This is a genomic window from uncultured Mucilaginibacter sp. (genome assembly GCF_913773635.1).
In the GTDB taxonomy this organism is placed as follows: Bacteria; Bacteroidota; Bacteroidia; order Sphingobacteriales; family Sphingobacteriaceae; genus Mucilaginibacter.
This window is the reverse complement of the sequence record NZ_CAJYGQ010000007.1, coordinates 60,873-86,058: the sequence shown is the minus strand read 5'-3', so window position 1 is coordinate 86,058 and position 25,186 is coordinate 60,873. Positions and strand designations below refer to the sequence as shown.

Annotated in this window: 21 protein-coding genes; 8 read left to right on the top strand and 13 right to left on the bottom strand. The window is 41.7% G+C overall.

What is annotated here, in order from left to right; translation table 11 throughout:
• Nucleotides 1-28: 28 nt before the first annotated feature.
• A complete protein-coding gene (locus tag QZ407_RS08410; RefSeq protein ID WP_295769709.1) occupies nt 29-1,417 on the bottom strand; it encodes an NHL repeat-containing protein in 1,389 nt (462 codons plus the stop codon).
• Nucleotides 1,418-1,632: 215 nt separating this feature from the next.
• Here QZ407_RS08410 and QZ407_RS08405 point away from each other — a divergent pair, with 215 nt between their 5' ends.
• Nucleotides 1,633-2,118: a DUF4920 domain-containing protein gene (locus QZ407_RS08405; protein ID WP_295769708.1), complete on the top strand. Its 486-nt coding sequence runs from the start codon at nt 1,633-1,635 to the stop codon at nt 2,116-2,118.
• Between the two features lie 4 nt (nt 2,119-2,122).
• On the opposite strand, the gene QZ407_RS08400 is transcribed toward QZ407_RS08405, so the two are convergent.
• The 3 genes from QZ407_RS08400 to recJ form a co-directional block, all read right to left on the bottom strand.
• On the bottom strand, nt 2,123-3,658 hold the full coding sequence (locus QZ407_RS08400; protein ID WP_295769705.1) for a GH3 auxin-responsive promoter family protein: 1,536 nt from the start codon (nt 3,656-3,658) through the stop codon (nt 2,123-2,125).
• Between the two features lie 21 nt (nt 3,659-3,679).
• On the bottom strand, nt 3,680-4,417 hold the full coding sequence (gene lptB / locus QZ407_RS08395; protein ID WP_157542548.1) for an LPS export ABC transporter ATP-binding protein: 738 nt from the start codon (nt 4,415-4,417) through the stop codon (nt 3,680-3,682).
• 74 nt (nt 4,418-4,491) lie between these two features.
• A complete protein-coding gene (gene recJ / locus QZ407_RS08390; protein ID WP_295769702.1) occupies nt 4,492-6,189 on the bottom strand; it encodes a single-stranded-DNA-specific exonuclease RecJ in 1,698 nt (565 codons plus the stop codon).
• 86 nt (nt 6,190-6,275) lie between these two features.
• On the opposite strand from recJ, the gene QZ407_RS08385 reads away from it, so the two are divergent.
• A complete protein-coding gene (locus QZ407_RS08385; protein WP_295769700.1) occupies nt 6,276-7,046 on the top strand; it encodes an MBL fold metallo-hydrolase in 771 nt (256 codons plus the stop codon).
• Here QZ407_RS08385 and QZ407_RS08380 read toward each other — a convergent pair.
• Both QZ407_RS08380 and QZ407_RS08375 read right to left on the bottom strand, forming a co-directional pair.
• Entirely contained in the window at nt 7,043-7,465 is a 423-nt protein-coding gene (locus QZ407_RS08380) for a response regulator (RefSeq protein ID WP_295769698.1), read from the bottom strand. The genes QZ407_RS08385 and QZ407_RS08380 overlap by 4 nt on opposite strands.
• Nucleotides 7,466-7,581: 116 nt before the next feature.
• Nucleotides 7,582-8,175 carry a YceI family protein gene (locus QZ407_RS08375; RefSeq protein WP_295769696.1) on the bottom strand — a complete coding sequence of 198 codons (594 nt, stop codon included), beginning with the start codon at nt 8,173-8,175 and terminating at the stop codon, nt 7,582-7,584.
• A 108-nt stretch (nt 8,176-8,283) separates the two neighbouring features.
• Between QZ407_RS08375 and treA the strand changes: the two genes are divergently transcribed.
• Nucleotides 8,284-9,849 (top strand): alpha,alpha-trehalase TreA, encoded by a 1,566-nt coding sequence (gene treA / locus QZ407_RS08370; protein WP_295769694.1) that lies wholly within the window; start codon nt 8,284-8,286, stop codon nt 9,847-9,849.
• 28 nt (nt 9,850-9,877) lie between these two features.
• Here the strand turns inward: treA and QZ407_RS08365 are convergent, their stop codons facing one another.
• From QZ407_RS08365 to QZ407_RS08350, 4 genes are all read right to left on the bottom strand, one after another.
• Entirely contained in the window at nt 9,878-10,426 is a 549-nt protein-coding gene (locus QZ407_RS08365) for a hypothetical protein (protein ID WP_295769692.1), read from the bottom strand.
• Between the two features lie 96 nt (nt 10,427-10,522).
• The gene (locus QZ407_RS08360; protein WP_295769690.1) at nt 10,523-12,847 is read right to left on the bottom strand and encodes a GAF domain-containing protein; all 2,325 of its coding nucleotides are present in this window, start codon (nt 12,845-12,847) and stop codon (nt 10,523-10,525) included.
• Between the two features lie 117 nt (nt 12,848-12,964).
• The gene (locus QZ407_RS08355) at nt 12,965-15,532 is read right to left on the bottom strand and encodes a BamA/TamA family outer membrane protein (RefSeq protein ID WP_295769687.1); all 2,568 of its coding nucleotides are present in this window, start codon (nt 15,530-15,532) and stop codon (nt 12,965-12,967) included.
• Between the two features lie 118 nt (nt 15,533-15,650).
• A complete protein-coding gene (locus tag QZ407_RS08350) occupies nt 15,651-16,235 on the bottom strand; it encodes a Crp/Fnr family transcriptional regulator (RefSeq protein WP_295769685.1) in 585 nt (194 codons plus the stop codon).
• A 324-nt stretch (nt 16,236-16,559) separates the two neighbouring features.
• Here QZ407_RS08350 and QZ407_RS08345 point away from each other — a divergent pair, with 324 nt between their 5' ends.
• Nucleotides 16,560-19,115 (top strand): DUF5686 and carboxypeptidase-like regulatory domain-containing protein, encoded by a 2,556-nt coding sequence (locus QZ407_RS08345; protein WP_295769683.1) that lies wholly within the window; start codon nt 16,560-16,562, stop codon nt 19,113-19,115.
• Between the two features lie 141 nt (nt 19,116-19,256).
• Here QZ407_RS08345 and QZ407_RS08340 read toward each other — a convergent pair whose 3' ends face one another.
• The 3 genes from QZ407_RS08340 to QZ407_RS08330 form a co-directional block, all read right to left on the bottom strand.
• A complete protein-coding gene (locus QZ407_RS08340) occupies nt 19,257-19,946 on the bottom strand; it encodes a response regulator transcription factor (protein WP_295769681.1) in 690 nt (229 codons plus the stop codon).
• Nucleotides 19,943-21,769 (bottom strand): HAMP domain-containing sensor histidine kinase, encoded by a 1,827-nt coding sequence (locus tag QZ407_RS08335; protein ID WP_295769679.1) that lies wholly within the window; start codon nt 21,767-21,769, stop codon nt 19,943-19,945. Before QZ407_RS08335 ends, QZ407_RS08340 begins: the two co-directional genes overlap by 4 nt.
• Nucleotides 21,770-21,966: 197 nt before the next feature.
• Nucleotides 21,967-22,329, bottom strand: coding sequence for a DUF3127 domain-containing protein (locus QZ407_RS08330; protein WP_157542560.1), 363 nt, complete (start codon nt 22,327-22,329; stop codon nt 21,967-21,969).
• 78 nt (nt 22,330-22,407) lie between these two features.
• On the opposite strand from QZ407_RS08330, the gene QZ407_RS08325 reads away from it, so the two are divergent.
• From QZ407_RS08325 to QZ407_RS08310, 4 genes are all read left to right on the top strand, one after another.
• Entirely contained in the window at nt 22,408-23,580 is a 1,173-nt protein-coding gene (locus tag QZ407_RS08325; protein WP_295769675.1) for a class I SAM-dependent RNA methyltransferase, read from the top strand.
• Entirely contained in the window at nt 23,581-24,063 is a 483-nt protein-coding gene (locus QZ407_RS08320; protein ID WP_295769673.1) for a hypothetical protein, read from the top strand. It begins immediately after the preceding gene.
• A gap of 108 nt (nt 24,064-24,171) precedes the next feature.
• A complete protein-coding gene (locus QZ407_RS08315; RefSeq protein ID WP_157542563.1) occupies nt 24,172-24,444 on the top strand; it encodes a helix-turn-helix transcriptional regulator in 273 nt (90 codons plus the stop codon).
• Between the two features lie 48 nt (nt 24,445-24,492).
• A complete protein-coding gene (locus QZ407_RS08310) occupies nt 24,493-25,149 on the top strand; it encodes an HD domain-containing protein (protein ID WP_295769669.1) in 657 nt (218 codons plus the stop codon).
• The last annotated feature ends 37 nt before the right edge of the window (nt 25,150-25,186 follow it).

Below are 25,186 nucleotides of genomic sequence, written 5' to 3'. Positions count from 1 at the left end.
CTTTTCTTTTTGCAATATACTTTATAAACTATTGCATTATGATTTTACGGATGCGGTTATTATTGGTATCGCCTACGTAAATATTTTTATTAGCGTCAACTGCTATACCTGCAGGGCTCGAAAATAATGCCGTAGCCTTATTGCCATCAGCAAATCCTGCTGTAGCAGTTTTACCTGTAAGTGTATACAAAATTTTTGCTGCTGATACCTTCAGAACGCGTCCGCTTTGATCGGTAACGTAAATATTATTTTGATTATCAACAGCAATGCCCGACGGTGTATCCAGCAAATCTTTTGTTGCCGAGTTGCCTACATAAGTACTTACCACGCCTGCAGATGTAATTTTGCGGATGTATGCGTTTGACTGATCAACAACAAACAGGTTTCCTTGGGCATCAAAAGCTACACCTGTAGGGCGATAGAATGCTGCTGCCGAAGTAGCGTCACCATTGGCCGAACCGGGCGTACTTGCGCTGCCTATACCAGCGTAGGTAGTAACCACACCGGCTGATGTAATTTTACGTATACGGTTGTTATCACGATCGGCAACATAAAGGTTTCCTTGCGCATCGGCAGTAATGCCGTACGGCACATTAAAGCGGGCAGCACTACCTGTTCCGTTGCTTGCTCCGGCGGTACCATCGCCTGCTAAAATAGTTACCACACCAGCCTGGGTAATTTTGTAAACGGCGTTATTGCCAATATCGGTTACGTAAACATTTGAGCTTGCATCAACAGTAATTCCCTGCGGGCTATAGAACTGAGCCGTAGCTGCCGAACCACCTGAAAAGCCAAGACTACCGCTACCGGCAAAGGTAGTAGTAACGCCGGCAGGTGTAACTTTTCGTACCAAGTGATTAAATGAATCGGCAACGTAAATATTACCCTGTGCATCAACCGCTACTCCTTGCGGATTGCCAAAACTTGCGCTGGCTCCGGTACCGTTGGTGTTGCCAAGTGTGCTGCTGCCGGCAAGGGTACTTGTAGTTACCGTGGTATCGGCTCCGGCAGCGCTGGTTTTAAAAGTAACCACATCTCCATACCCAATACCTGCTTCAGTTTGTGTATAAGCCCTTAGGTAGTATGTAGTATTTGGCGTTAAGCCGGTTATAATGCTTTTGAAATTCACAGCAGCACCGTCGCTGGTTTTAGAGTCGGCAATGGTGGGTGTTTGGTTAGTTGCGCTGTAACACACACCTGTACTGCTAATAATTAAATTTGAGCCGTAATTAGTTACATTACCACCGCTTTGCGCGCCCGTTGTAGTAACGTTGGCCAACACCGGCAACGACTCAACCGAAGGGGCTACAGGAGTAGTGTCGCCGCCATCTTTATTGCAGCTTGTAAAAATTGCCGCTGCTGCCAAACACACTGCTGCAAGGCCATTTCTTATTACCGAATTTTGTAGAAAAATCATAAAAGTTCAATCATTCAATTACTAACTAGTTACGCAGCAACACCAAGCATTGCTACACTTATGCTGCAACAAGCTGCTAAAATACCTATAATAAAATTATGGTGCTAATTACGCAACTGTTTACGGTTAAAACATATAAACTAATGTTAAATAATGTTAATGCAATAAACAAATACTTGCTGAAACCTTGAAACAGCAATGTTGTTGATAGCATTATGTTTACCAGCGTTATAAAAACAACTTTAATTATTGTAAGCTTTGGCTGCCTGTTTAGCCTTAATGTAAGAGCTCAAAAAAAGACGGCCTTGCCGCACGGTATGGTATTTGGGGTAAAACCCGGCAGTGTTGGCCTTATGCAGGCTTCAAAACTTGAAAGCTTTATGGGGAGGCGCACACGCACCAGCGCTGTAATTAACGGACGGGTTATAAAGGTTATAAAACCAAAAGGCGGTTGGTTCGAACTTGACGCCGATAGCGGACGTGTTATAAAAGCACACTTTAAAAACTATAACGTAACCTTACCCACTGCTCTTAAAGGCCGCGAAGTTATTATTGAAGGGGTTGCTGCCAAGCAATTCATTGCTGACGACCAGCAGCACATGGCCGGCGACACTGTAAAAGGCAAAAAGCAGCATGAAACCAAAACAGACCCAAAAAGGCGTATTGTGTTTGAAGTTACCGGCTTAATGGTTAACAAGTAATAATTCAGGCTGCAGATACGCTGTTGCCATTACCCATAACCTGCAATAAGCTATCTATATATTCCCTGTTGTTGGCCAAGCGGGGAACTTTATGTTGCCCGCCAAACTTGCCGCGTTGTTTCATCCAGGTTACAAAAGTACCCTGAGCGGCAACATGCACTTTAGGGCGATGCAGGGCCATATCTTTAAAGCGTTTTGCATCATAATCAGAGTTTACCTTACGCAGGGTTTCATCTAACAGGTCAACAAAACGTTCAAATTCGGCAGGCTTTCTTTCAAACTCAATAATCCATTCATGGCCGCCACTTTTACTATCGCTGAAATATATTGGGGCGGCGGTGTAATCGGCTATTATAGCATCTGTTTGACGGCATGCTTCTTCCAGGGCACGCTCAGCGTTATCGATGATTACCTCCTCGCCAAAAGCATTAATGTAGTGTTTGGTACGGCCGGTAATTTGTATTCGGTAAGGATCTAAAGAAGTAAAGCGCACGGTATCACCAATCATATAGCGCCACAAACCGGCATTGGTACTTATAATAAGTGCATAATTTTCGCCCGTTTGTATCTCATCAAGTGTTAAAGTGCGCGGGTTTTCTTCGTGCAGGTTTTCCAAAGGCAAAAACTCGTAATAAATGCCGTAATCAAGCATCAGCAACATATCGCCCGGCTCTTCCCTATCCTGTATTCCAAAGAAACCTTCACTTGCATTGTAGGTTTCAAGGTAATACATGGCATCGGTAGGAATAAGCTTTTTAAACTGTTCGCGGTATGGGGTAAAGCTTACCGCTCCATGAAAGTATAACTCCAGGTTTGGCCACACCTCCAAAAGATTATCCTTCCCTGTTATCTCCAGTATTCGCTTAAACAATAATAAGTTCCAGGTAGGCACACCGCTAATGGTTGTTACATTTACATTGATGGTGGCATGCGCCATCTTCTCAATTTTTTCCTCAAAATTTTCAAGCAATGCAATTGTAAGGTCGGGGGTGCGGTAAAACTCAGCCCACATGGGCAGGTTCTTCATAATTACGGCCGATAAATCACCGAAGTAGGTATCGGCATTTAACTGACCAACCTGGTGGCTCCCTCCCAACGTTAAACCTTTGCCGGTAAACAGCATAGCATCGGGCCGGTTATTACAGTAAATGGTAAGCATATCCTTACCGCCCTTAAAGTGGCATTCCTCTAAAGACTCCTCACTTACCGGTATAAATTTACTCCTGTCGTTAGTGGTACCTGATGACTTTGCAAACCAACGAATTTCTGATGGCCACAATACATTTTGCTCACCTTTGAGCATGCGCTCAATGTAGGGTTTAAGGGTATCGTAGTTTTGCAACGGTACGCGTTCCTTAAAATCAGCAAGGTTTTTTATGCTTTTGTAATGGTGCTGCTTACCCCATTCAGTATCCTGGGCGTTATGAATAAGTTGATTAAACCATTCGGTTTGAACCTCGTTAGGATATTTCATGAAAAGCTCAATCTGATGAATGCGCTTTTTCATGAGCCAGGTAACAACGGAGTTTAAGATGGTCATAGCAGTATTGCGACAGCCAAATTAAGCAAAAGTTTTTCTTTTCAGCACAAAGTTGGCCCCAAGGTATACCTTGCGCACCATCTCATTAGCGGCAAGTATTTCGGGCACACCCGATTCAAGAATTTTACCTTCAAATAAAAGATAAGCCCTATCGGTTATAGAAAGTGTTTCCTGTACGTTGTGATCGGTAATCAAAATACCAATGTTACGGTGCTTTAGCTTGTAAACCATGGCCTGTATTTCTTCTACGGCAATAGGGTCAACGCCGGCAAACGGTTCGTCAAGCAAAATAAAGTTAGGCTGGGCTGCAAGCGCACGGGCAATTTCGGTACGGCGGCGTTCCCCGCCCGATAATAGATCTCCACGGTTTTTACGCACACGATGCAAGCTGAATTCATCTATCAGTTCCTCCAGCTTATCTTTTTGTTCGGCCTTGGTCATGCCACCCATTTCAAGCACTGCTTTAATGTTGTCTTCAACCGTAAGCTTACGAAAAACCGATGCTTCCTGCGCCAGGTAACCAATACCTTTTTGCGCACGGCGGTACATGGCATCATTGGTTATTTCTTCATCGTCCAGATAAATATGGCCTTCGTTGGGTTTTATCAAACCCACAATCATATAAAACGAGGTAGTTTTTCCGGCACCGTTAGGCCCCAGTAATCCCACAATTTCGCCCTGCGATACGTTAAACGACACATCGTTTACTACGGTACGCTGTTTATATTTCTTTACCAGATTATCGGCGCGTAAATTCATTTTGTTGTATTGTGAGTGGTTAAGTGGTGAGTTGCTTCATTTGTGGCTATGAACCATAAACAATGAACCGATCACTAACACCTTATTCCTTTAATATTTAATTGTATTGAACGCTTTTCGCGCCAAATGTTCTCTTCAATAGTATAACAAATATCAAACGGTTTGCCTTTGCGTATTTCCTCAATGCATTCACCCTGGTTAAAGGCAATACAGTCAAACAAAGGCGAGCCGCTTTGGTGTATGCACATTTTAATATGGTTACTTCCAACCAAACTAACGTTACCATATACCGAAACATTGCGCGAAATAAACACGGGGCACATATTTTCGGGCCCAAAAGGACCAAACTGCGTTAAAACTCTGAAAAATTTGGATGTAATTTGCTCCAGCTTAAGCTCCGCATCTATCTGTATTTCCTGAATAAGCTGCTGCTCGGTTATGGTTGCAGCCACTACTTCTTCAAACCGTGCTGTAAAAGCTTCCACCTGCTCGGGCTTCATGGTTAAACCCGCTGCATACTTGTGTCCGCCAAATTGCAGCAGTAAATCGCTGCAGCCACACAAGGCCTCATACAAATCAAACCCAACAACCGAGCGGGCCGAGCCGGCTACATGCCCGTTAGAGCGGGTTAAAACAATGGTTGGTCGGTAATATTTCTCAGTAAGGCGTGATGCCACAATACCAATTACCCCTTTGTGCCACCGCTCGTTGAACACCACCGTTGATTTACGCCCGGTCATTACCGCATCAGCCGCTATCATGCTCAGGGCCTCGTCGGTTATAGCGAGGTCATGTCCTTTACGCTCCAGGTTTTTTTCGCTAATGAGCATTCCCTTTGCTTTGGCAGCCTCCATATCTTCTGAAAGCAGTAGTTCTACAGAGTGGCGGGCATTATCAATACGGCCTGCTGCATTTATGCGCGGGCCAATCATAAACACTACGTCAGATATGGAGTAGTTACTGGTTTTTCCGGCTATATCCATCAGCACCTTTATGCCGGTACCCGGGTTGCTATTAATTTTTTGCAGTCCAAAGCTGGCCAGTGTACGGTTTTCGCCGGTTACGTGCACAATATCACAGGCTATGCTGGTGGCAACCAGGTCAAGATAGTTGGTAACTTCATCAAAGCTAATATCATTTTTCTGTGCATAGGCCTGTATCAGTTTAAAGCCAATACCGCAACCCGACAGCTCTTTGTACGGATAGTCACAATCATTGCGTTTAGGGTCAAGCACGGCCACCGCCTCAGGCAGTTCGTTGCCCGGAGTATGGTGATCACATATAATAAAATCAACTCCTAACTCATTGGCATAAGCAACTTTGTCAACCGCTTTTATACCGCAATCAAGCGCTATAATAAGCGTAAAGTTATTTTTAGCGGCATAATCAATTCCTTGTGTTGATATACCATAACCTTCCAGGTAACGATCGGGGATGTAATATTCAATTCTGCTGTACCGCTTTTTAAAAAAGCTGTAAACAACAGTAACGGCTGTGGTACCGTCCACATCATAATCACCGTATATTAAAATATTTTCGCCGGCTTGCATGGCCTTTTCAATACGCTCAATTGCCTGTTCCATACCCTTCATCAGGAAAGGATCATGCAGATGCCGCATATCCGGACGAAAAAAAAAGCGGGCCTCTTCAAAAGTTTGAATACCTCTTTGCAACAACATGGCAGCCAAAACCTCATCAATACCTAACTCGGCCGAAATACGCTTTACCTCATTAATATCGGGATTTTGCTTAAGTGCCCACCGTTTTTGCATACTTTTGTAATACGAAACCTTTTATTGTTTTACAGGGTTTATAACCCACAAAGGTACATTTCTAAATATAACACGCTACAGTAACTATGGAAATTTTTGCATTAGGTGAAGGCTCTTACTCGGTTGATTCCTCAAAACAGTTTATACCATTTGACCCCGCTACAGATAATGCAAAAGACCGCCCCGGCTCTTTGTTTATTCACGTAAACCCTTTTTTGGTAAAAACAGACCGCGACCTTATTGTACTGGATAGCGGCTTGGGTATGAAAGATAGCAGCGGCGAACTTATTATACATCAAAACATACGCAAAGCTGGTTTTGCCCCCGGCGAGGTTACGCTGGTACTGCAATCACACCTGCATTATGATCATACCGGCGGATTGGTTGTTGAGCGTAACGGCAAGCTTGAGCCAAGCTTTCCGCAGGCAACACATGTTATTAATAAGGGTGAATGGGAAGTGGCTATGTCGGGAAAGTCAAGCTCGTATCGAAAGCCAATATTTGAAGCCCTTGAGCGCGAAGCAAAAATTGAATTTGTTGAGGGCAACGGAGAAGTAAGGCCGGGTATACACTTTGAACTATCGGGCGGTCATACTCAGTATCACCAGGTATTTTTGATTGAAAACAACGGTCAAAAATGCTTTTTTGGCGGCGATGAACTGCCGGAACCTGAGCAGTTGCTCCGGAAATTTGCTGCGAAGTATGATTATGACGGCAAAAGGGCTATGCACCTGCGCGAGGAGTACGGAACAAAAGCATCTGCCGAAAACTGGGCCTGCTTATTTTATCACGCCAAGTCAACAGCTATCGGCTACGTATCACAACAAGACGATACGTTTAGCATAAAGCCTTATTAAATTGTATTTTCAACAGCAAACAGCTCTCTGATTTTCTCTACGTTTAACGGTTTCGATATAAAATCTTTAACCAAATCATATGATTTAGCTTTGTTAATATCATTGCTGAAAACAGATGATGAGATAATGTATATTTTAGATTTCCCAAGAGGATCGAGTCCTAAACGCTTGTACTCATCCAAAAACTCCCATCCGTTCATTATGGGCATGTTAATGTCGAGCAAGATATAGTCAGGCAGGTTTTCAGGATTTTTTTCCTGAATTTCAAGCAATTGATTTATAGCATAACTTCCGTCCAAACAAGCGGTTATATCAGCATATACCAGTGCCTTTTTTATAAGCTTTATCGAAATGAAATTGTTGATCTCGTCGTCATCAACCAAGAGTATGCTAATAGGTTTGGAGTTGCTCGTTGTCATAATTAATTCCTTATACGGAAACTACAACAAAATGTTTCATTCCCGTAAGTTTTAAAACAAAAAAAATCCTGATATGTTAATCAGGATTTTCTATATACGATTAGAAACTTGAAATGTTAGCGGGTTGCTACCAAATTTATATTTAAAATAAACTCGTCATCGATAGCTTTATCACCTATGCTTGCAAAAAAGCTTTTTGAACCGTAACGGATATCGTGTTTAGTACGATCAACCTTAACGTCGGTTGCGTTTACGGTTAAAGTGTTGCCAGCTACGCTGTAAGTAGCAGGAAATGTAATAACGCTTGTTTTACCTTTAACCATTAAGTTACCTGTTACATTAACTTTACCAGCACCTGCAGGAGCAATTTTGGTAGCGGTAAAATCAGCAGTTGGGTATTTTTCAACACCAAAGAAATCTTCTGATTTTAAGTGACCTAATAATTTGCCTTTTCCTTCGCCGCTTAAATCAGTACAGTCCATGCTGTTCATGTCAATAACAAATTTACCGCCGGTAGGTACTTTGCCGTTTGTAGCAACTTCACCTGAGGCAAGTTTGATGGTACCGCTGTGCTGACCTGTAACTTTTTTACCTACCCATTCAATTTTACTTTTTTGAGTGTCAACTTTGAAAGTTACCGGTGCTACTGGTTTAAAAGCAACTAAAGCTACCGCTATAACTGCTGTAAATAAGGTTGTTAATTTTTTCATGTTTGTTTTAAAAGAATACAAATGTAACAGATTAAAATAAATGTTTAAACATCTAATATTTTATTTGCTTTTGTATGACAATTTATGGTTTATATGGTTTAATACCTAATGACTAAAAAGAAATTTATACTGCTGTACCTTATATTTTGCTTGTTTACAAGCTTAGCATTTGCACAGCATCAAACGCCTGCCAAGCTTTACCCCCAGCTGTTTGATGCTGTACAAATGCAACAGGTTTATAGTGACGGTAAAACATTTGTTGACGCTACGCCCACGCGTCCTGTAGCTGTCATACTTAAAGACTACCGTCAGCAAAAAAATCAACCGGGATTTAATTTGAACGCCTTTGTTAAAGCAAACTTCAAAGCACCGGTTGAAAGTGGCACTCCATATAAGAGTAACGTAAGTGCGGGCATACGTAAACACATAGATACGCTGTGGAATGTATTACAACGCGTTGCCGATACGGCTAAAGGCACCACGCTTATACCACTACCGCATGATTATATTGTACCGGGCGGCCGTTTCAGAGAGATTTATTATTGGGATTCATACTTTACTATGCTGGGCCTTGAGGAGGCTAAACGCTTTAAACTGATAGAAAGCATGGTAGATAACTTTGCTTACCTTATTGATAAAAACGGGCATATACCCAACGGCAACCGTACCTATTACCTTACTCGTTCGCAGCCTCCGTTTTTTTCCTTAATGGTACAGCTGCTTGCCAGGCATAAAGGCAACAGTGTTTTTAAAAAACATTTACCACAATTACTTAAGGAATATGCGTACTGGATGCAGGGCGCTGCAAACTTAAAAGCAGGCACGGCAGCAATGCACGTAATACGTATGCCCAACGGTAGCTTGCTTAACCGCTATTGGGATGCAAGTACGCAACCACGCGAAGAATCATACCGCGAAGATGTTTTAACCGCACGTGAAACCAGCCAACCTAAAGATGAATTTTACAGGAATATAAGAGCAGCGGCCGAATCGGGCTGGGATTTTAGCAGCCGCTGGCTGGCTGACGGAAAATCACTTGCAACTATACAAACTACAAACTTTGCAGCGGTTGACTTAAACTGCCTGCTTTATAATTTAGAAAACGTGATTGCACAAGCTTATAAAACAAGTAATAAGCCCCGGTTGGCAACCGAGTTTACTACCAAAGCTGCTAAACGAAAAAAAGCCATTGATAAATATTGTTGGGATGCTAAAGGGGGTTGTTATAAAGATTACAACTGGAAGCTTAAAAGCACTTCACCACAGGTTACTATTGCTACTGCATTTCCGCTATTTACAGGTATTGCCAACAGTGCGCAGGCTGGCAAGGTTGCCGCACTCATTAAAAACAAGTTTATACAACCTGGCGGTATTGCTGCAACTTTAAAATCTACCGGCCAGCAATGGGACCAGCCAAATGGATGGGCACCTTTACAATATGTATCCGTTATGGGGCTACGCAACTACAAACACTACAACATTGCTAAAGATGCTGCCGACAGGTGGATAACGTTGAACATTAACGTATTTAAACAAACAGGTAAGTTGCTTGAGAAATACGACATTCAGCATGCTGATGCAACTGCAGGCGGCGGCGAATACCCTTTACAAGATGGGTTTGGCTGGACAAACGGTGTTTTACTAAAGCTCATGAACTCATACCAGTACAAGTAAACTTTGCTTTAACCCATTTGAGTATCTATTATTTTTTCAGCTTCTTAACTTTCACGTTGAAGTCAACACCGGCTACCGGCATTTTTTTCCATTCGCCGCTTTGATTGCGATAAGTGCCGCCATTAAACAACCCAATTGAAAATGAAGGTTCTGATCCTTTGTGTGTATTCAACCACTCAATGGCTACAAGTAGCGTACCCTTAGCCATTACATTGTAAGGCTCAAGGTTTACATCTACTCTTGATTTGCCATAAGGAATAGCGCCTATGATATCAGTTTTGACAAAGTTTTGCTGCGTAGTAACACCATCAAATTCATATACGTTTACCTTGAATTTAAGGGTATCGCTGTTGTTATTTTCAACACCAAAATTAAGGTTAAGTAACTGCACATCCTTTTTTCCGGCGTTCATTTTAATGCCAATTTGTTGACCTTTAACCACAGGGAACGATGCATTGCTGGTACCTTTACGTGGTTTATTACCAATGGTTTTTACTTTATCCTGAGCCTGGACAGTAAACGCAGCAAACATGAACAATGCCACAATAAGAGACAGGATTTTTAAGAATTTAAGCATAAGGGTGTAATTATATGATGTATAAAGTCAAGACGCGCTATTTTATAAAATGGTTGCAGCAACGATATATTTTATTCAACCGCAAACTAAACCTAGCTATATATCTCCTTCGTTATCGTGCAAAATGTTTACACGTAAAGCACGTAGTCCTGATATACTTTGTAATTCTTCAACCTCCAATACTTCAACCTCACTACCTAACATTCCTTTTTGCTGCAAGTGGGCTATATGATCGCGGTACTCCTTTTCCTCGTTGGTATTTGCATAAATAATAACTACGGTTCCGGGCTGCGTTATTCGCTCATTGGTTCCTTTAATGAATGCCTTATCTATACGTTTTTTTACAATTTCGAAACGTGCATTATAAGTCCCATCAACATCAAATCTCTTTTCATCCATCCTAAACCGTATGGACATTGTTGTACTATAAGCCAGCACCAGCGTAGTTACCTCAAGCGTATAAGGCAACGTAGTTTTATAACGATGATGTTCGCGCTCCAGTTCACATAACACCTTTAGCTGCCAAAGCCGAAGACTACGGAAATGGGCGGGTAGAAACGTACGGTTAGGCGTTATTGATGATCCGATGTAGAGATTGTGTTCTACACCGTCGCTTTTAAAGCGCTCATAATAATGCGGAAATATTTCCTGTGCGGCTACTTGTCGTTCGTCAAGCAACGCAGCCATTTTTTTATTAATAGTTGATACTGTTGTATCATACTTACGCCTGTAAGTGTAATATAAGCCGGTATTTTTGTTAACCTGCTTAAAATAGTTGCCAATTTCGGGGGTGAAATGGCCGCTTACAGTGGCCGACTGCAGTAAAGGATGTACCTTCTCGTCAATAAAATGCTGTATATATTGCTCCGTATCTGTGCGTATGAGCACGGAAGCATTGTGCGTGAGGTTTTTAAACTCCTGTAACCTTGGCAAGTAAGCTGACGCATGCTTGTCAATGTTTTGTATTTGCAATACAATGGCCACCAATGCTTCAAGTTGGTTATTCAAATCTTTTTGAATACTGCGGTTTCGCGAGTCTGATGATGCTTTAATATCAACCTGGCCATACAGAGGATAAACATCCTCAAACACGATTTCCTTTAATTCATATTCGAGCTTATTATCCTGGCGTTCTATAAATTTATAGGCCTCCTTTTCAAATTTCCATTGAACGCTTGGGTGCAGCGTGGTATATTCATTTTGAATAACTGCCTGTATACGGTTTTGCTTGTAGGCTATTTGCCTGTCAATAGTATTTACCAAAAAAGGCATTACTACCTCAAGCTTATGTGCATTTACACTGTTCAGTTCGCCTTTGCGTAATGATACCAGCTCAATAATACCCAGCAACTGCTCATTCTTCATTACCGGGGCCAGAATAAAGCTTTGTATATTTTGCCTTAAAAATTCATGAGCCATTTCACTGCCGGGATGTTCTAAAAAAAACTGGCGGGTGTCTGATATGGCAAAATACTCGCTTTTGCCAAGCAATGCCTGGTATGATTTAGGACCTAAAATATCGGTACTGACGGCCTCATGATTATTACCCAGCATAAAACTCCTTATTTTACGCAAGGGAGCAATGCTGCTAAACTTATTTTCCTCGGTATTAAATGCGGTAAAGCCTATACGTAAATCAGGTATTTTGTAAATTGACCTAAATATGCTTTCAAAGTCCTGCTCAATTTCAGTGTCGTGCAAGTCGGTCAAAAGCGTACCCTTTAATGCCGATACCGCATTTTCAATTGTAGAATCAAAAAGGTTAACAATAGCGAAGCCTTTTAATAAATAGCTACCCTGCGGAAACAATCTCTTCCACAACTCAAGATTATCGTAATTGTTAATTAACTCGTTAATATCGGCCTCGGTAAGCTTTACTGCCTTATCAGTTGGAATTATTTCTAAAAAATCGGCGTTGTATAAAATGCGGTAATGCCTTATGATACCCGTTGCAGTCGGAATATCATAAAACATGGGTTTTGCAAAATCAAGCTGCGTGTTGTAAAATTCATTGAGCACTAAGCAACAGCTCATTACGTAGAACTGGTGGCTGTCAAAATCCCGTATAGAGATGTCAAAATCGGTACCGGCAGCGCTCAAGATGTTTTTAAAGCGCTGAGTACTGTTAAGCATAAAATTATGAAACGGTACAGTAACACCTTTTATCTCATTTTGAGATAGTGCCGCCGGAAATAAATCTTCAAGCAGGTGATTGATAACGAGGGCGTGTTGTTCTAATTCTTCTTCGTGTGTAAATCCTGTACGCAGTTGGGGATAGGGCTCTATTTCCTTCAGCAAATATGCAGCGCGCTCAGCAGCATAGCCTGTTTGTTCGGCGGCCACCTTCTCCAAGTGCTCAATAAGCACGTGAAATGATATATGAATTTCGAAAGGGCTATCTTTAAAGGGCTGAACACTCATTACTTAATTGATAGGTGAAGCAAAACTAACTAAAATACTTTTTAACAATTAAGCAACCATGCCAAGGCCATTAAATCTGATGGTATAATTACAAAACTTTTTAAATAAACCGGATGCTTAAAGCCTTACATTGAGTGATACATATGGGTACCAGCCCTCGGTAGAGTGACCGGCCAATACTTGTATTACTGCTACCCCTGCAGGAGCAAAGTAAACTCCGCCCCCTGTACCCGCATGCCATTTATTTGATGATTGCCCGCGTACCCAAACCCTGCCGGTATCATAAAACCCTGTTACACCTAATTGCCCTGGCAACACATAACCCGCAATGTTAAACAGGTTAAGGCGCGTCTGGAGGTTGTTGTAAAACATATGATCGCCGGCAAAGCGGTTACCCAGGTAGCCCAGTAAGTTTCCGCCCTGTCCGCCTAAAAACATTGACTGATAAAATGCCGGCTTACCAACACTTAGGCCGCCGCCAACCCTGTCTGATATTACAAACGTGCCTTTGGCATTAAGGCTAAAGTAGTAGGTAAACTCCGGGCGTATTTGCGCAAAAGACCTTGTATAGCTGTTTAAACCGTTATAGGCCTGCAAGGTGACGTTAACATAATAACCGTTGCTGGGCAATACATTACTGTTACGTTTATTGGCGTTGAAGTTTACCAGCAACCCAATATGTGCTTTGTCTTTATTAACAGTCAAGCTATCATAAGAATTCAAAAAGTTGGGATTGTTAATAAAACGACCTTCATTGTCTTCGCGGTGCAGGCGATAGTATTGAAACGATGGCCCTGCACTCAGGGTGGTATTAGCGCCCAACCACCAGCGCAACGCGGCATCAACCTGGTAGGTGTTATAACGCGTACGGTAAAAGCGCCTGTACCCCGGAAATTTAAACAAAGGCGTTTCATTACCTCTGCCAAAAAAGTTGAGGGTATTGTTTGGAGCCTGTACAAATGCGTTTAATACAATGTCGGCCTTGCCAATAGCATCTATCCACTCGCCATTATATTTTATACGAAATGCATCGGTTGCAAAAGCATGCGTAACCAAAAGCTGTTGTACACTGGCATACGGTAATTTACGAAACCCATTTCTGCGGGTATACTTAAATCCTGCGCCAAGTAATATGCCGTCATCAGGGTTAATTGCCCCTGTTGCCAGCGGCATCCAAACATTGTAAGGGTTATTTTGAACAAATTGGGTATTTAATGAGTCATTGCTCAAATGTTTTTTCAACAAGCTACCGTTGCCTGTTATGGCTACACTATCTCTGCGGTTGTATATACGTACTTTACTTTCAGCCTGCTGTACATCATAGGTTTTTTGCCCTTTAGCACCAACAATCCGAAGCCTTATGGGTGAATGCGCATAATTAATAAGCATCTTATCGTTTCCACCCTCGGTGTATAATCTTATTTCGTGGGTAATTTGCGGGTTATAAACCATGTTGAGCAATTCATCCTCAACCTCGCCTGCTTTACTTATTTTATTTATTTGTATACGCATGCCGCCATCAGCAGCATCAGTTATTATTACCTGTTCATTTTTGTCAGTGGTGCGTAGGTCTACGGTTTTGTTTACAAACCGGTAATACTCATCCATTGCCGCAGGTATATTGTTACGGCGTTGCTTTAGCTTACTAAAAAGTTCATCATGCCGTATTTTATAAACTTCGGGCGGAAGCAGCTTTAATGAAGCTTCCAGCACCTCATCGCTCTCTGCCTTTACAAAATCATTTGCCATACGCATCCAGTCGTTATAACTAATTTGCGCATCGGGCAACGGCTGTATAAACCGCGTTTTTATCAGTGAGTACTTTACCCTTGGTATATCGCCGTCAAAATTATCAAGCGTGGGGCTAATCCACGACCGGGCAGCCAGTGATGGCAACACCCCTTCACTAATATGAAAAACCTGGTCACGATCTCGTGGAACAGCGTAATACTTCTTGTCTTTATTCTTTTTCTCATAAGCCCAACGCCATTGGTCTTCATGACGGTCCCAATCACCTAAAAGCAAATCGAGCATGCGCGCTTTTAAAAACTGCTCACCGTTAACCCGGTTATCATTGTCTTCTTTAAGCTCGCCCAGCATTTTATCAGTATTGTCTGATTTACCGGTGGGTTCGCGCTCTTCAAGTAGTACTACCAGGCCATTGAATATTTTGCTGTACTCACCTAAAGCAGCATCGGGCGCAATTACGCCAATTACCGGGTTAGCATGAGGCACGCCTGCGGCATCGGCAAGCGGCGGAACAACCAATGCCGAATACGGATGCTGACTGCTTAATGCATCATCAAGCCAGTCAATAGCAAACGTACCTCTGAAATTTGGTGGAAGTAGTTTATCGGGTGTTTTCTCAACGCTTCTTATTACCCACTCTTTACCTTTTTTGTCTTCAAGCCTTAATGATTTTGATTGCAACCCGCCACCTTGCTTAAGCGGCTTAAGGCCACCATAAACTTCAGATATTTTTATAAGCGGCAGTTTAACAGTTGTGGCCCATTCTTCACGGTAGTTTTTGCCAAATAGCCATTTATGAATACCGCTTACCTGGTTGTATGAAGGGTGAACTTTAACCGAGGTGCTGTCAGCAAAATAAGCAGTTGATTTTTGCTGAGCATAACTTGCTGCTGCTATACCAAGCAGTGATGTGAGTAAGGTAAATTTGCGAAGCATAACGCCTTTAATGTTTGCAAGTGTAAAATAAGCAAAAATTTAAGCGCCAAATCTTAACGCATTTGTAATAAATACGCTTTTAATTAATTGTTGACTAAGGGCCATCACATTCAGGCTTTTACCGGCCTACGCTTGCTTTCCTAATCCTGCTCAATGTTTCGGGCGATATGCCTAAATAAGATGCTATCATACTTTGGGGAAAGCGCTGCAAAAAATAAGGATATGTATTTTGCAAGTTGTTAAACCGCTCTTCGGCGGTTAGGCTTATAGCAGCATGCACTCTGTTTTGCGTGGCAATATTGGCTCGCTTGTCAAGCTCCTTTATCATATCAGCAAAAGCAGGTATCTGTGTTTGCAATTCCTCTCTCTGCGTGTTTGATATTATGAGTATTTCAGCATCTTCAACAGCATCAATATTATACTTTGATGGCGTTTGCAGCATATAGCTTTCATAATCGGCTACCCACCAGTTTTCTAAACTAAAACGTACAATATGCTCATGGCCCCTATCATCAACCGAATACATACGGAAAGCACCTTTTAAAACGAAGCCAATCTGTTTGTTTATATCTCCTGCCTGTAAATAATATTGACGTTTTCTTAGTTTACGCAGTTTAAAGGTTTGTTCTATAAGCTTTTTATCGTCGGCGCTTAAATTACTTTTGGCGTAGTTTTCAATATAATTAAATAGGGCATCAAACATTTTCAGCGTTACAATAATGGCAATTTTAGCGTAATTATTTTGCAGGTTTCATGCAAATGTAAGCCAATTGTAATCAATTTATAATCCAATTGTCATTACCATTGTTGGGTGTTGTAACTTGCAAATAGCCGCTGCACCTTTGCCTCAATATTTTACTTAAACCGTGTTCACACGATTTTGCAAAATCGGTTATCAGGCTGCCGGTATAACTACCAAAATACAGCATTCCTGATAAATATCAACTGCACTTTTTAGCAAACTTCAATTTGCAACGCACTGGCATAACCCGTTTTGTGATATCTGAACCCAGCAACCTTTAAGGTCATGAAACTCTTTACTAAGTTAGTATTAATCATCAGTATAATTACTGTTTCCTTCAACACACTGCATGCGCAAAGCACGGTTGTAAAAGGTACGGTTACCGATGCCAAAACAAAAGAAGCTTTACCCTATGTAACGGTAACGTTTGGCGACAGCAACCAGGGTGCTCCAACAGACGGCCAGGGACGCTTTACCATAAGAACCAACGATAAGTTTGAATACATTAAAGTGAACTATGTTGGCTACCGTACCGCTACCCGCAGCATTGAGGCCGGGCAGGAACAAACCATTAATATTGCCATAAGCGCTGATAGCAAGCAGCTGAGTGATGTTGTTGTTAAAGCCGGTAAGAAAAAGAAGTATACCAATAAAAACAACCCTGCGGTTGAGCTTATAAGACAAGTAATTGCACATAAAGCACAAAACCAGGTTACCAGCTATAACTTTGCTGAGTACAAGCAGTATGAGCGTATGACCTTTTCGCTTAGCAACCTTAGCGACAAGTTCAAGAACAGAAAAATTTTTAAAAATTACCAGTTCATGTTCCGCGAGCAGGATTCAACTGCTATTGGCGGTAAAACATTGCTGCCTTTATATATGGAGGAGAAACTTTCGGCTAATTACTACCGCAAAGTTCCTTATGCCCAAAAGCAGGTGGTTGAAGCCAACAAGCAGGTTAAGTATGATGAAACATTTGTTGATAATCAGGGCCTCACCACCTACTTCAACCGCATGTACCAGGATATTAACATTTATGATAACAACGTATCGTTGCTGAGCAACCAGTTGTTAAGTCCTATATCTGATAATTCACCTAACTACTATAAGTTTTTTATCACCGATACCATAAAAGATCAAAAACCTAATCTTATTGAACTAAGCTTTACGCCACGCAATACCATTAACAAGCTTTTTGAAGGCCGCATTTACATTACTATGGATGGCAATTATGCGGTGCAAAATGCGGTGCTAACGGTAAATAAAAACATCGATCTAAACTTTGTCCGTCAAATGGAGGCGCGCTTATCGTTCGAGAAAAATCCGGATAACCGTTACCATTTAAGCCAAAGCAATTTAAAAATTGAGTTTGCTTTAAATAAAAATAAAGGCGGTGGTGTATTTGGTGAACGCCTGGTTACCATACGCGATTTTAAATTGAACTCGCCCCGCCCTAAAGAAACTTATGACGGCCCTGCCCAGGTTTACGCGAAGCAGTCTGACGAGCAAACTGATGCTTACTGGACCGAAAGCCGCCCTGATACGCTTGACAAAGCCGCTGCCGATTTATATAAAAACGTAGATAGCCTGCAAACTATACCATCGTTTAAACGCACTATGGATATTGCTACGCTGGTGCTGGCCGGGTACAAAAATTTCGGACCGTTTGAAATGGGACCTGTTAACACGTTTTACAGCTTCAATCCGGTTGAAGGGTTCAGAGCTCGTTTAGGCGGCCGTACAACCACTGCGCTAAGCAAACGTTATTACTTTGAAACTTATGGAGCGTACGGCACCCGCGACCAAAAGTTTAAATACTTCCTAAGCTCTACATATTCATTAAATAACAAGTCTATATACTCGTTTCCACAAAACTACATTCGCGCCAGCTTTCAGCACGATACCAAGGTACCTGGCCAGGAACTTGAATTTGTGCAAGAGAGCAACTTCCTACTATCATTCAAACGTGGCGCTAATGATCAGTGGCTATATAATGACATCTTTAAACTGGATTATGTACACGAGTACTTAAACCATTTCTCGTACGCTGTAGGTTTCAAAAAATGGAATCAAAGTCCGGCTGGGGCGTTACAATTTCAAAATCTGCTGCCAAACGGAGCTTTAAATAATGTGAATCTTATTCACACTACCGAAATGTCGTTGCAATTGCGCTTTGCACCGCACGAAAAGTTCTATCAGGGTAAATTATATCGTACACCTATTCCTGATAAGTACCCTATTTATACCCTGCGTTATACGCAAGGATTTAAAGGCTTATTAGGTGGCGATTACAACTACCAAAACGTTGTAGGTAACATTAGCAAACGCTTTTACCTGTCGCAACTAGGCTTTACTGACGTTAGCACCGAAGGTGGCTACCTGTTTGGCAAAGTACCGTTCCCTTTAATGGATATACACAGGGCTAATCAAAGTTATGCTTTCCAGTTTCAGTCGTTTAACATGATGAACTTTCAAGAGTTTGTGAGCGACCATTATGCCACACTTACCATTGACCATAATTTTAACGGCTTTTTGTTTAACAAAATACCTTTGCTGCGCCGCTTAAAACTGCGCGAGGTGGTAAACTTTAAAGGTTTATGGGGAGGTGTAAGAGCTGAAAACAACCCGGCAAATGACCGTTCCCTGCTGCGCTTTCCAACCAACAGCTCGGGCCTTGCAACAACTTATACGCTTAACAATGGCATGTATGCCGAGGGAAGCGTGGGCATAGGAAACATATTTAAAGTTTTGAGGTTTGACCTGGTACGCCGCTTTACTTATTTAGATAACCCCAACGCGCCAAAGCTTGGTTTAAGAACGTTTGTAAAGTTTGATTTTTAAGCAGGCAGACAAATAAGAAACACAAAATTGCGGGTTTTACCTTAAAATAATATGCACAGGCACAGCTACCACCGGGACAGCGCCGCGTATTTAAGAGGTAAAAGCCGCAATTTTTTTTGACAATCGCCAAAGCTGCAAGCCTTAATTTACCAGCAGCTTATATCCACGGCCATGCACGTTAATAATTTCTACACGCGGGTCATCTTTCAGGTACTTGCGTATCTTACTTAAAAAAACATCCATACTACGGCCATTAAAGTAGTTATCGTCGTTCCAGATGTTGAGCAGGGCTTCTTCGCGAGTTAGTACTTCATTTTTTTTAAGGCACAGCAACCGCAACAAGGCAGCTTCCTTTGTTGATAGCTTTTGAACCAATCCATCGGCCGTTATGGTTTGTGAAGTAAAGTCAAAATCGTACTTACCAATTTTAAAGGTAGTAGGCTTTTCCTCTTCGGTGCTGCCAGCAGCGGTACGCTTTAAAAGCGCATTTATACGAAGCAGCAATTCCTCAATGCGAAAGGGTTTGGTGATATAATCATCGCCACCTAAATTAAATGCCTGGGTTTTGTCTTCAATCATGGCCTTGGCAGTAGCAAAAATAATAGGCACATGCTCATTTATTTTGCGTATTTCCTTACCCAAAGTAAACCCATCCTTTTTGGGCATCATTACATCCAGTATCAGCAGGTCAAAATCACTCTTGGTAAACTCCTTTAAGCCGGCATCGCCATCTTTGCAAAGCACTACATCAAACCTGCCTTTAAGCTGCAGGTAGTCTTGCAACAGGGCGCCCAGGTTGGCGTCATCTTCTACCAATAGTATTTTCTTCATACAATATTGAATTTCAGTTCAAATTCAGAACCTTTTTCTTTTTCTGAACGAACGCTTATCATACCTTCCAGGCGCTTAACTATAGTATTCACATAACTAAGTCCTAATCCAAAGCCTTTAACATCATGCAAATTACCTGTAGGCACACGGTAAAATTGTTCAAATATTTTGGCTTGTTGGTCGCGGCTCATACCAATGCCTTTATCGGCCACACGTATAACCAGTTGGCTGCCTTTATTAAGGGTGCTTATGGTAAGTTCGGGTTCATCTTTACTATACTTAACGGCGTTATCAATTAAATTGAATATTACGTTGGCAAAGTGAAGTTCGTCGGCCTCTATAACGGCAAATTCGGCATCTAAGTGCAAATCAAGTTGGGCATTGCTCTTTTGCAGCTTTAGCTGCATGCTGTCTAATACGTCGGTTATCAGTTCGTTAACATCAACCGGCTTTTTGTCGAGCTTGAAGTCGTTTTTCTCAATACGGGCAATGTTCAAAACGCGCTCAATGTGGCTGCCCAAGCGGGCATTCTCTTCATAAATAATATCGGCCAGGCGGGTAACACGGGCTTTGTCTTCAATAATCTCCTGATCTTTTAATGCCTCACTGGCAATCATAATGGTTGATACAGGCGTTTTAAACTCATGCGTCATGTTGTTGATAAAATCGGTTTTCATTTCCGAAATTTTCTTTTGACGCAGTATGGTGAATATGGTGTAGCCAAAGCATACAATAAGCACCATTAATAAACCTCCGCTAATGCTAAGCATATAAGTCATGCTGCTTAGTATATGCGAGTTTTTATCGGGGAAGAACAACTGTATTTTACCCGGATCGTTAATTACATCCTTGGTAAAAATTGGGGTTTGATAAGTTTCGCTGGCATAAAACACAGGCTTCTCGCCTACCATATCATACGCTTTTGAAAAGATGAGCGAATCGTTATTAGCTGTGCTTACTTCATAACTAAAAGGCAGCATAATACCTTTGTTATGTAATTCAAAACGCAGTAACGAGTCAATCCACAAGGTATTAATGCGATCTTTTAATGGCTGGCCTGAGTTTTTATATTCTTCGGCCAGGTTTTGCATTACGGTGAAGTTTGTTAACGTTACCTCGGTTTCTTTTTGATTTAGCTTGGCAAGTGAATCTGCACGCAGCATTTGCTTTATTTGGGCAACCTTGCGTTCTTTTACTTTGCGGTCATGCTCGCGCTGCCAGTAAGGGTTAATTCTTACCCGGGCCACCACCTGCGGGCCAAACTGCGGGTCGAGGTAATGCTGATAAGTAGTATCGTACTTGTGTACTTTGTTACCACGTTTTGTTGGCGGCAATTTGGTTATTTCAAGCGGTCCTCTATTTTGGTGCAGAATACCAAATTCATCAACGAACTCTTCAATCTGGATTTTCACATTCACCATTTCCTCTTGCGGAAGCCCGTAAAGCTCCTCATCCAGTTTGGTGCGGAGGATAATGTATTTTAAGCTGTCGCGCAGTTTGGCAATGCGTAAATCATGCTGCTTACGGCTTTGCGTTGCGGTGGTGTTTGTCGAACTATCGGTAACAAATTTTTTTACCTTGGTTTTAGTAAACTTACGATCCTGTTTAACTATCATGCTATCGGCCTGCTTGTCAATAAACCTGTTAGCATCCTTTTTTTCAAGCTTTGATACTACAGTGTTTAAGGCCTCATGCACATCGCGGTCAAATAATTCCGACTGCATATGATAGGATTGCCGCAGGAAAAAATATTGCATGGCCACCACTCCCAGCAAGGCAAACCCCATAAGGCCAATTATTAAACCAATACTTCTCTTCTTCATTACTCAACAAAAATAATTGAAATACAAGAGCGTAACATCAGTTTAACAATTTTTAACAGTTAATGGCAGAGAGAATTAAGAAACAAGAACCAAGACAAACTTCTGTAACAAAAAAGAGGCATCTAATTTATGAGATGCCTCTTTTTTGTTATGCCAATAGATCTTGGCTCTTGGTTCTTAGCTCTTTCTTCTGCAGTTTAGAACGGCAAGTCGTCATCATCAGGTGCAGAGTTGATGTCAACCGGTGGAGCGTAGTCAGGGGTTGCTGCTGCTGCACCACCGCTTAGTACGTTAAGGCGCCATAACTGCAATGAGTTAAAGTAGCTCTTTTTACCGGTTTTATCAGTCCATGGGCGGCCGCGAAGGTTAAAGAACACCTCAACGTCATCACCAACTTTAACAGCATCCAATAAATTGCAACGATCCTGGATGGCTTCAAATTTAATATACTCAGGGTATTGCGGGTTTTCTATATATTCTACAATAAGTTCTCTCTTTTTTAAAGATTCGGTAACTTGCTGTGTAGGAGTAACTTCGTGTACTTTGCCTTTAATATCCATAATTCTTGCTTATAAAACGTAAAGTTAATAGTTACAATTGTAAATCGGGCATTTTTTAATTCATAAATTTGCAGCCACATGCAAATTTATCAAACCGAAAGTAAGATCATTATTACCTGTAATAAACGCCTTGCACCATACCTGCAACAGGAGGTTGAAGCGTTAGGGTATACCATTAAACGCGCGTTTCAAACCGGCGTTGAACTGGTTGGAACAGTTAATGATTGTATACCATTAAATCTTAACCTGCGCTGCGCCAGCCAGATATTATATTCACTAAAAAGCTTTGAGGCTAATGACCCGCAAGAGTTGTATAACGAACTGGTGCAGGTGGAATGGGAAGAGCTGATTGACTTCACCGGCTACTTTTCAATAACCTCAAATGTAAATAACGAGCATATACGTACGCCGCTGTTTGCCAACGTAAAGGTTAAAGATGCTGTTGTTGATCGTATAAAATCAAAAAAAGGCATCCGCCCAAATTCGGGCCCTGAGCTTAATAAGGCTGTACTTCACTTATACTGGCAGGACAACCGCGCCGAAGTATTTGTTGATACATCGGGCGAAACGCTTGCCAAGCACAGCTACCGTAAAATTCCGGGTAAAGCTCCTATGCTCGAAGCATTGGCAGCATCAACCATTATGGCAACCGGTTGGGACAGGCAAAGCAGCTTTATAAACCCTATGTGCGGTTCAGGCACACTGGCCATTGAAGCGGCACTGCTTGCTACCGATAAAAGCCCGGGCCTATTTAGAATGAACTATAGCTTTATGCACTTTATGGGTTATGATGAACAAGTGTTTTTTACCGAACGCCGTAAGCTTAAAGATAAAGCCAAAAAGGAAACAGGTTTCAGAATTCTGGCAACCGACTTATCTGAAGACGCTGTTGACGTAGCCCGTAAAAACGCCCGCACAGCTGGTGTAGAACATTTGATTGAATTTGCTGTTTGTGATTTTGCAGACACCGAAGTACCTGAGCAGCCCGGCGTAGTAATGTTTAACCCCGAGTATGGTGAGCGCCTTGGCACACACACCAAACTTGAAGCAACCTATGCCCGCATTGGCGATTACCTTAAGCAAAAATGTAAGAGCTATAAAGGCTATGTGTTTACCGGCAACCCCGATCTGGCAAAAAAAATTGGCTTACAAGCCAGTCGCCGTATAGAATTTTACAACGGTAAGCTTGACTGCCGCTTACTGGAATACAGCATTTACGATGGCAGCAAACGCGAACCAAAATCAGTTTAAATGAAACGCTTACTATTTTTGGCCACAATATTAATGTGCGCTACGTTTACACAGGCACAGCAGCAAATGCCTTTTCCGTTTCAGGGCGGAAAAGACGTAATGATGACGTTTTTTAAAGAGAACGTAGTGTTACCTAAAGCTCTTAAAGACAAAAAAGCAACCGGCACAGCTGTAATAAAATTCACAGCCGACCCTAAAGGCGCAATCCAAAAAATTGTGGTTTATTATGCCGACGACTACAGCATTGCCATGCCGTTTATTGAGGCGCTGAAAAAATCAGACAAAAAGTGGATTATTTTCGATGGTGAAAAAGTACACGATTTTATAATTTCATGTACCATCAATCTAACGCCGGGTAACGCCACGGCAGCTGTTCAAAAACAGGTATACGAATCATACAACCAGCGTAAGCCAATTTTTGCCAGTAACCCTATCCCTTTAGATATGGCCACCCTGCTGCCTGCCATTATAACCACCTATTAACGTTAACGCAGTGTGGTTTTAAATTGAATATAATTTACAACAATTAAAACCGCTTTAAAACCGCACGCTATTTTACTTCGTAAGTCATGGTATTAATTGAAGATACCGATGCAGAAGGACGTGTATACGAGCAAGATCAAGAATGTTGCGACTAACATTCGTAAAATCAGAGAGTACAGAAATTATACTCAAGAATACTTAGCCGTTAAGCTTGATATTTCGCAAAACGCCTACAGTAAAATTGAACTGGGTTATACCAAGATAACCCTCGAAAGACTTTTCCAGATAGCACTAATACTGGAAGTTGATGTAATTGAATTGATAAAAGCCAACGATAATGAGGTTATGCTCATTATAAACGGATCAGCAGTTGCAAGTTAAATCTTAATATGCGTTTATATTTGCCCGTTCAAATATAAACGCATTTTTATGACCACCTCTGAGCAACTCATTAATCAAACAGCACAATTTGTACAACAAACCCTTCAAAACGCCGAAGGTGGGCATGACTGGTGGCACATATTAAGAGTTTGGAATAACGCAAAAATGATTGCGAAAACTGAGCCTGCCAATATGCTTATTGTTGAGCTGGCCGCCTTACTGCATGATATTGCCGATAGTAAGTTTCACAATGGTAATGAAGAAATTGGTCCGCAAACAGCAGTTACTTTTTTAAAAGCTCAAAATGCTCCTGAAGAAGTAATTGAACATGTTGAGTTGATTATAAGGCATATGTCTTTTAAGGCAGGTTTTGATGGCAAACAGTTTCACTCTCCTGAGTTAGCTATAGTGCAGGATGCCGACCGGTTAGATGCTATTGGTGCCATTGGTATAGCACGTGCATTTACTTACGGTGGCTTTAAGGGGCGTGAACTTTACAATCCTGAAATTAAGCCCAACCTTAATATGAGTAAGGAAGAATACAAGAACTCTGCTGCTCCTACCATTAATCACTTTTACGAAAAACTTCTGCTTTTAAAAGAAAAAATGAATACGGCATCAGCCCGTAAACTTGCTGAGGAACGCCACCGTTATATGGAAGCATACCTGACTCAGTTTTACGGTGAGTGGAACGGGCAGCTCTAGACCTGAAATTAAATTCACATTAGGATTTCAAGAACAT

What these genes read in the sequence shown, in the direction of transcription:
- QZ407_RS08325 (WP_295769675.1), top strand. Translation starts at nt 22,408, where the DNA reads ATGCAAATTTATCAAACCGAAAGTAAGATCATTATTACCTGTAATAAA.
- QZ407_RS08345 (WP_295769683.1), top strand. Translation starts at nt 16,560, where the DNA reads ATGAAACTCTTTACTAAGTTAGTATTAATCATCAGTATAATTACTGTT.
- QZ407_RS08380 (WP_295769698.1), bottom strand. Translation starts at nt 7,465, where the DNA reads ATGACAACGAGCAACTCCAAACCTATTAGCATACTCTTGGTTGATGAC.
- QZ407_RS08340 (WP_295769681.1), bottom strand. Translation starts at nt 19,946, where the DNA reads ATGAAGAAAATACTATTGGTAGAAGATGACGCCAACCTGGGCGCCCTG.
- QZ407_RS08335 (WP_295769679.1), bottom strand. Translation starts at nt 21,769, where the DNA reads ATGAAGAAGAGAAGTATTGGTTTAATAATTGGCCTTATGGGGTTTGCC.
- treA (WP_295769694.1), top strand. Translation starts at nt 8,284, where the DNA reads ATGACTAAAAAGAAATTTATACTGCTGTACCTTATATTTTGCTTGTTT.
- recJ (WP_295769702.1), bottom strand. Translation starts at nt 6,189, where the DNA reads ATGCAAAAACGGTGGGCACTTAAGCAAAATCCCGATATTAATGAGGTA.
- QZ407_RS08330 (WP_157542560.1), bottom strand. Translation starts at nt 22,329, where the DNA reads ATGGATATTAAAGGCAAAGTACACGAAGTTACTCCTACACAGCAAGTT.
- QZ407_RS08355 (WP_295769687.1), bottom strand. Translation starts at nt 15,532, where the DNA reads ATGCTTCGCAAATTTACCTTACTCACATCACTGCTTGGTATAGCAGCA.
- QZ407_RS08365 (WP_295769692.1), bottom strand. Translation starts at nt 10,426, where the DNA reads ATGCTTAAATTCTTAAAAATCCTGTCTCTTATTGTGGCATTGTTCATG.
- QZ407_RS08405 (WP_295769708.1), top strand. Translation starts at nt 1,633, where the DNA reads ATGTTTACCAGCGTTATAAAAACAACTTTAATTATTGTAAGCTTTGGC.
- QZ407_RS08400 (WP_295769705.1), bottom strand. Translation starts at nt 3,658, where the DNA reads ATGACCATCTTAAACTCCGTTGTTACCTGGCTCATGAAAAAGCGCATT.
- QZ407_RS08410 (WP_295769709.1), bottom strand. Translation starts at nt 1,417, where the DNA reads ATGATTTTTCTACAAAATTCGGTAATAAGAAATGGCCTTGCAGCAGTG.
- QZ407_RS08350 (WP_295769685.1), bottom strand. Translation starts at nt 16,235, where the DNA reads ATGTTTGATGCCCTATTTAATTATATTGAAAACTACGCCAAAAGTAAT.
- QZ407_RS08320 (WP_295769673.1), top strand. Translation starts at nt 23,581, where the DNA reads ATGAAACGCTTACTATTTTTGGCCACAATATTAATGTGCGCTACGTTT.
- QZ407_RS08385 (WP_295769700.1), top strand. Translation starts at nt 6,276, where the DNA reads ATGGAAATTTTTGCATTAGGTGAAGGCTCTTACTCGGTTGATTCCTCA.
- lptB (WP_157542548.1), bottom strand. Translation starts at nt 4,417, where the DNA reads ATGAATTTACGCGCCGATAATCTGGTAAAGAAATATAAACAGCGTACC.
- QZ407_RS08310 (WP_295769669.1), top strand. Translation starts at nt 24,493, where the DNA reads ATGACCACCTCTGAGCAACTCATTAATCAAACAGCACAATTTGTACAA.
- QZ407_RS08315 (WP_157542563.1), top strand. Translation starts at nt 24,172, where the DNA reads ATGCAGAAGGACGTGTATACGAGCAAGATCAAGAATGTTGCGACTAAC.
- QZ407_RS08360 (WP_295769690.1), bottom strand. Translation starts at nt 12,847, where the DNA reads ATGAGTGTTCAGCCCTTTAAAGATAGCCCTTTCGAAATTCATATATCA.
- QZ407_RS08375 (WP_295769696.1), bottom strand. Translation starts at nt 8,175, where the DNA reads ATGAAAAAATTAACAACCTTATTTACAGCAGTTATAGCGGTAGCTTTA.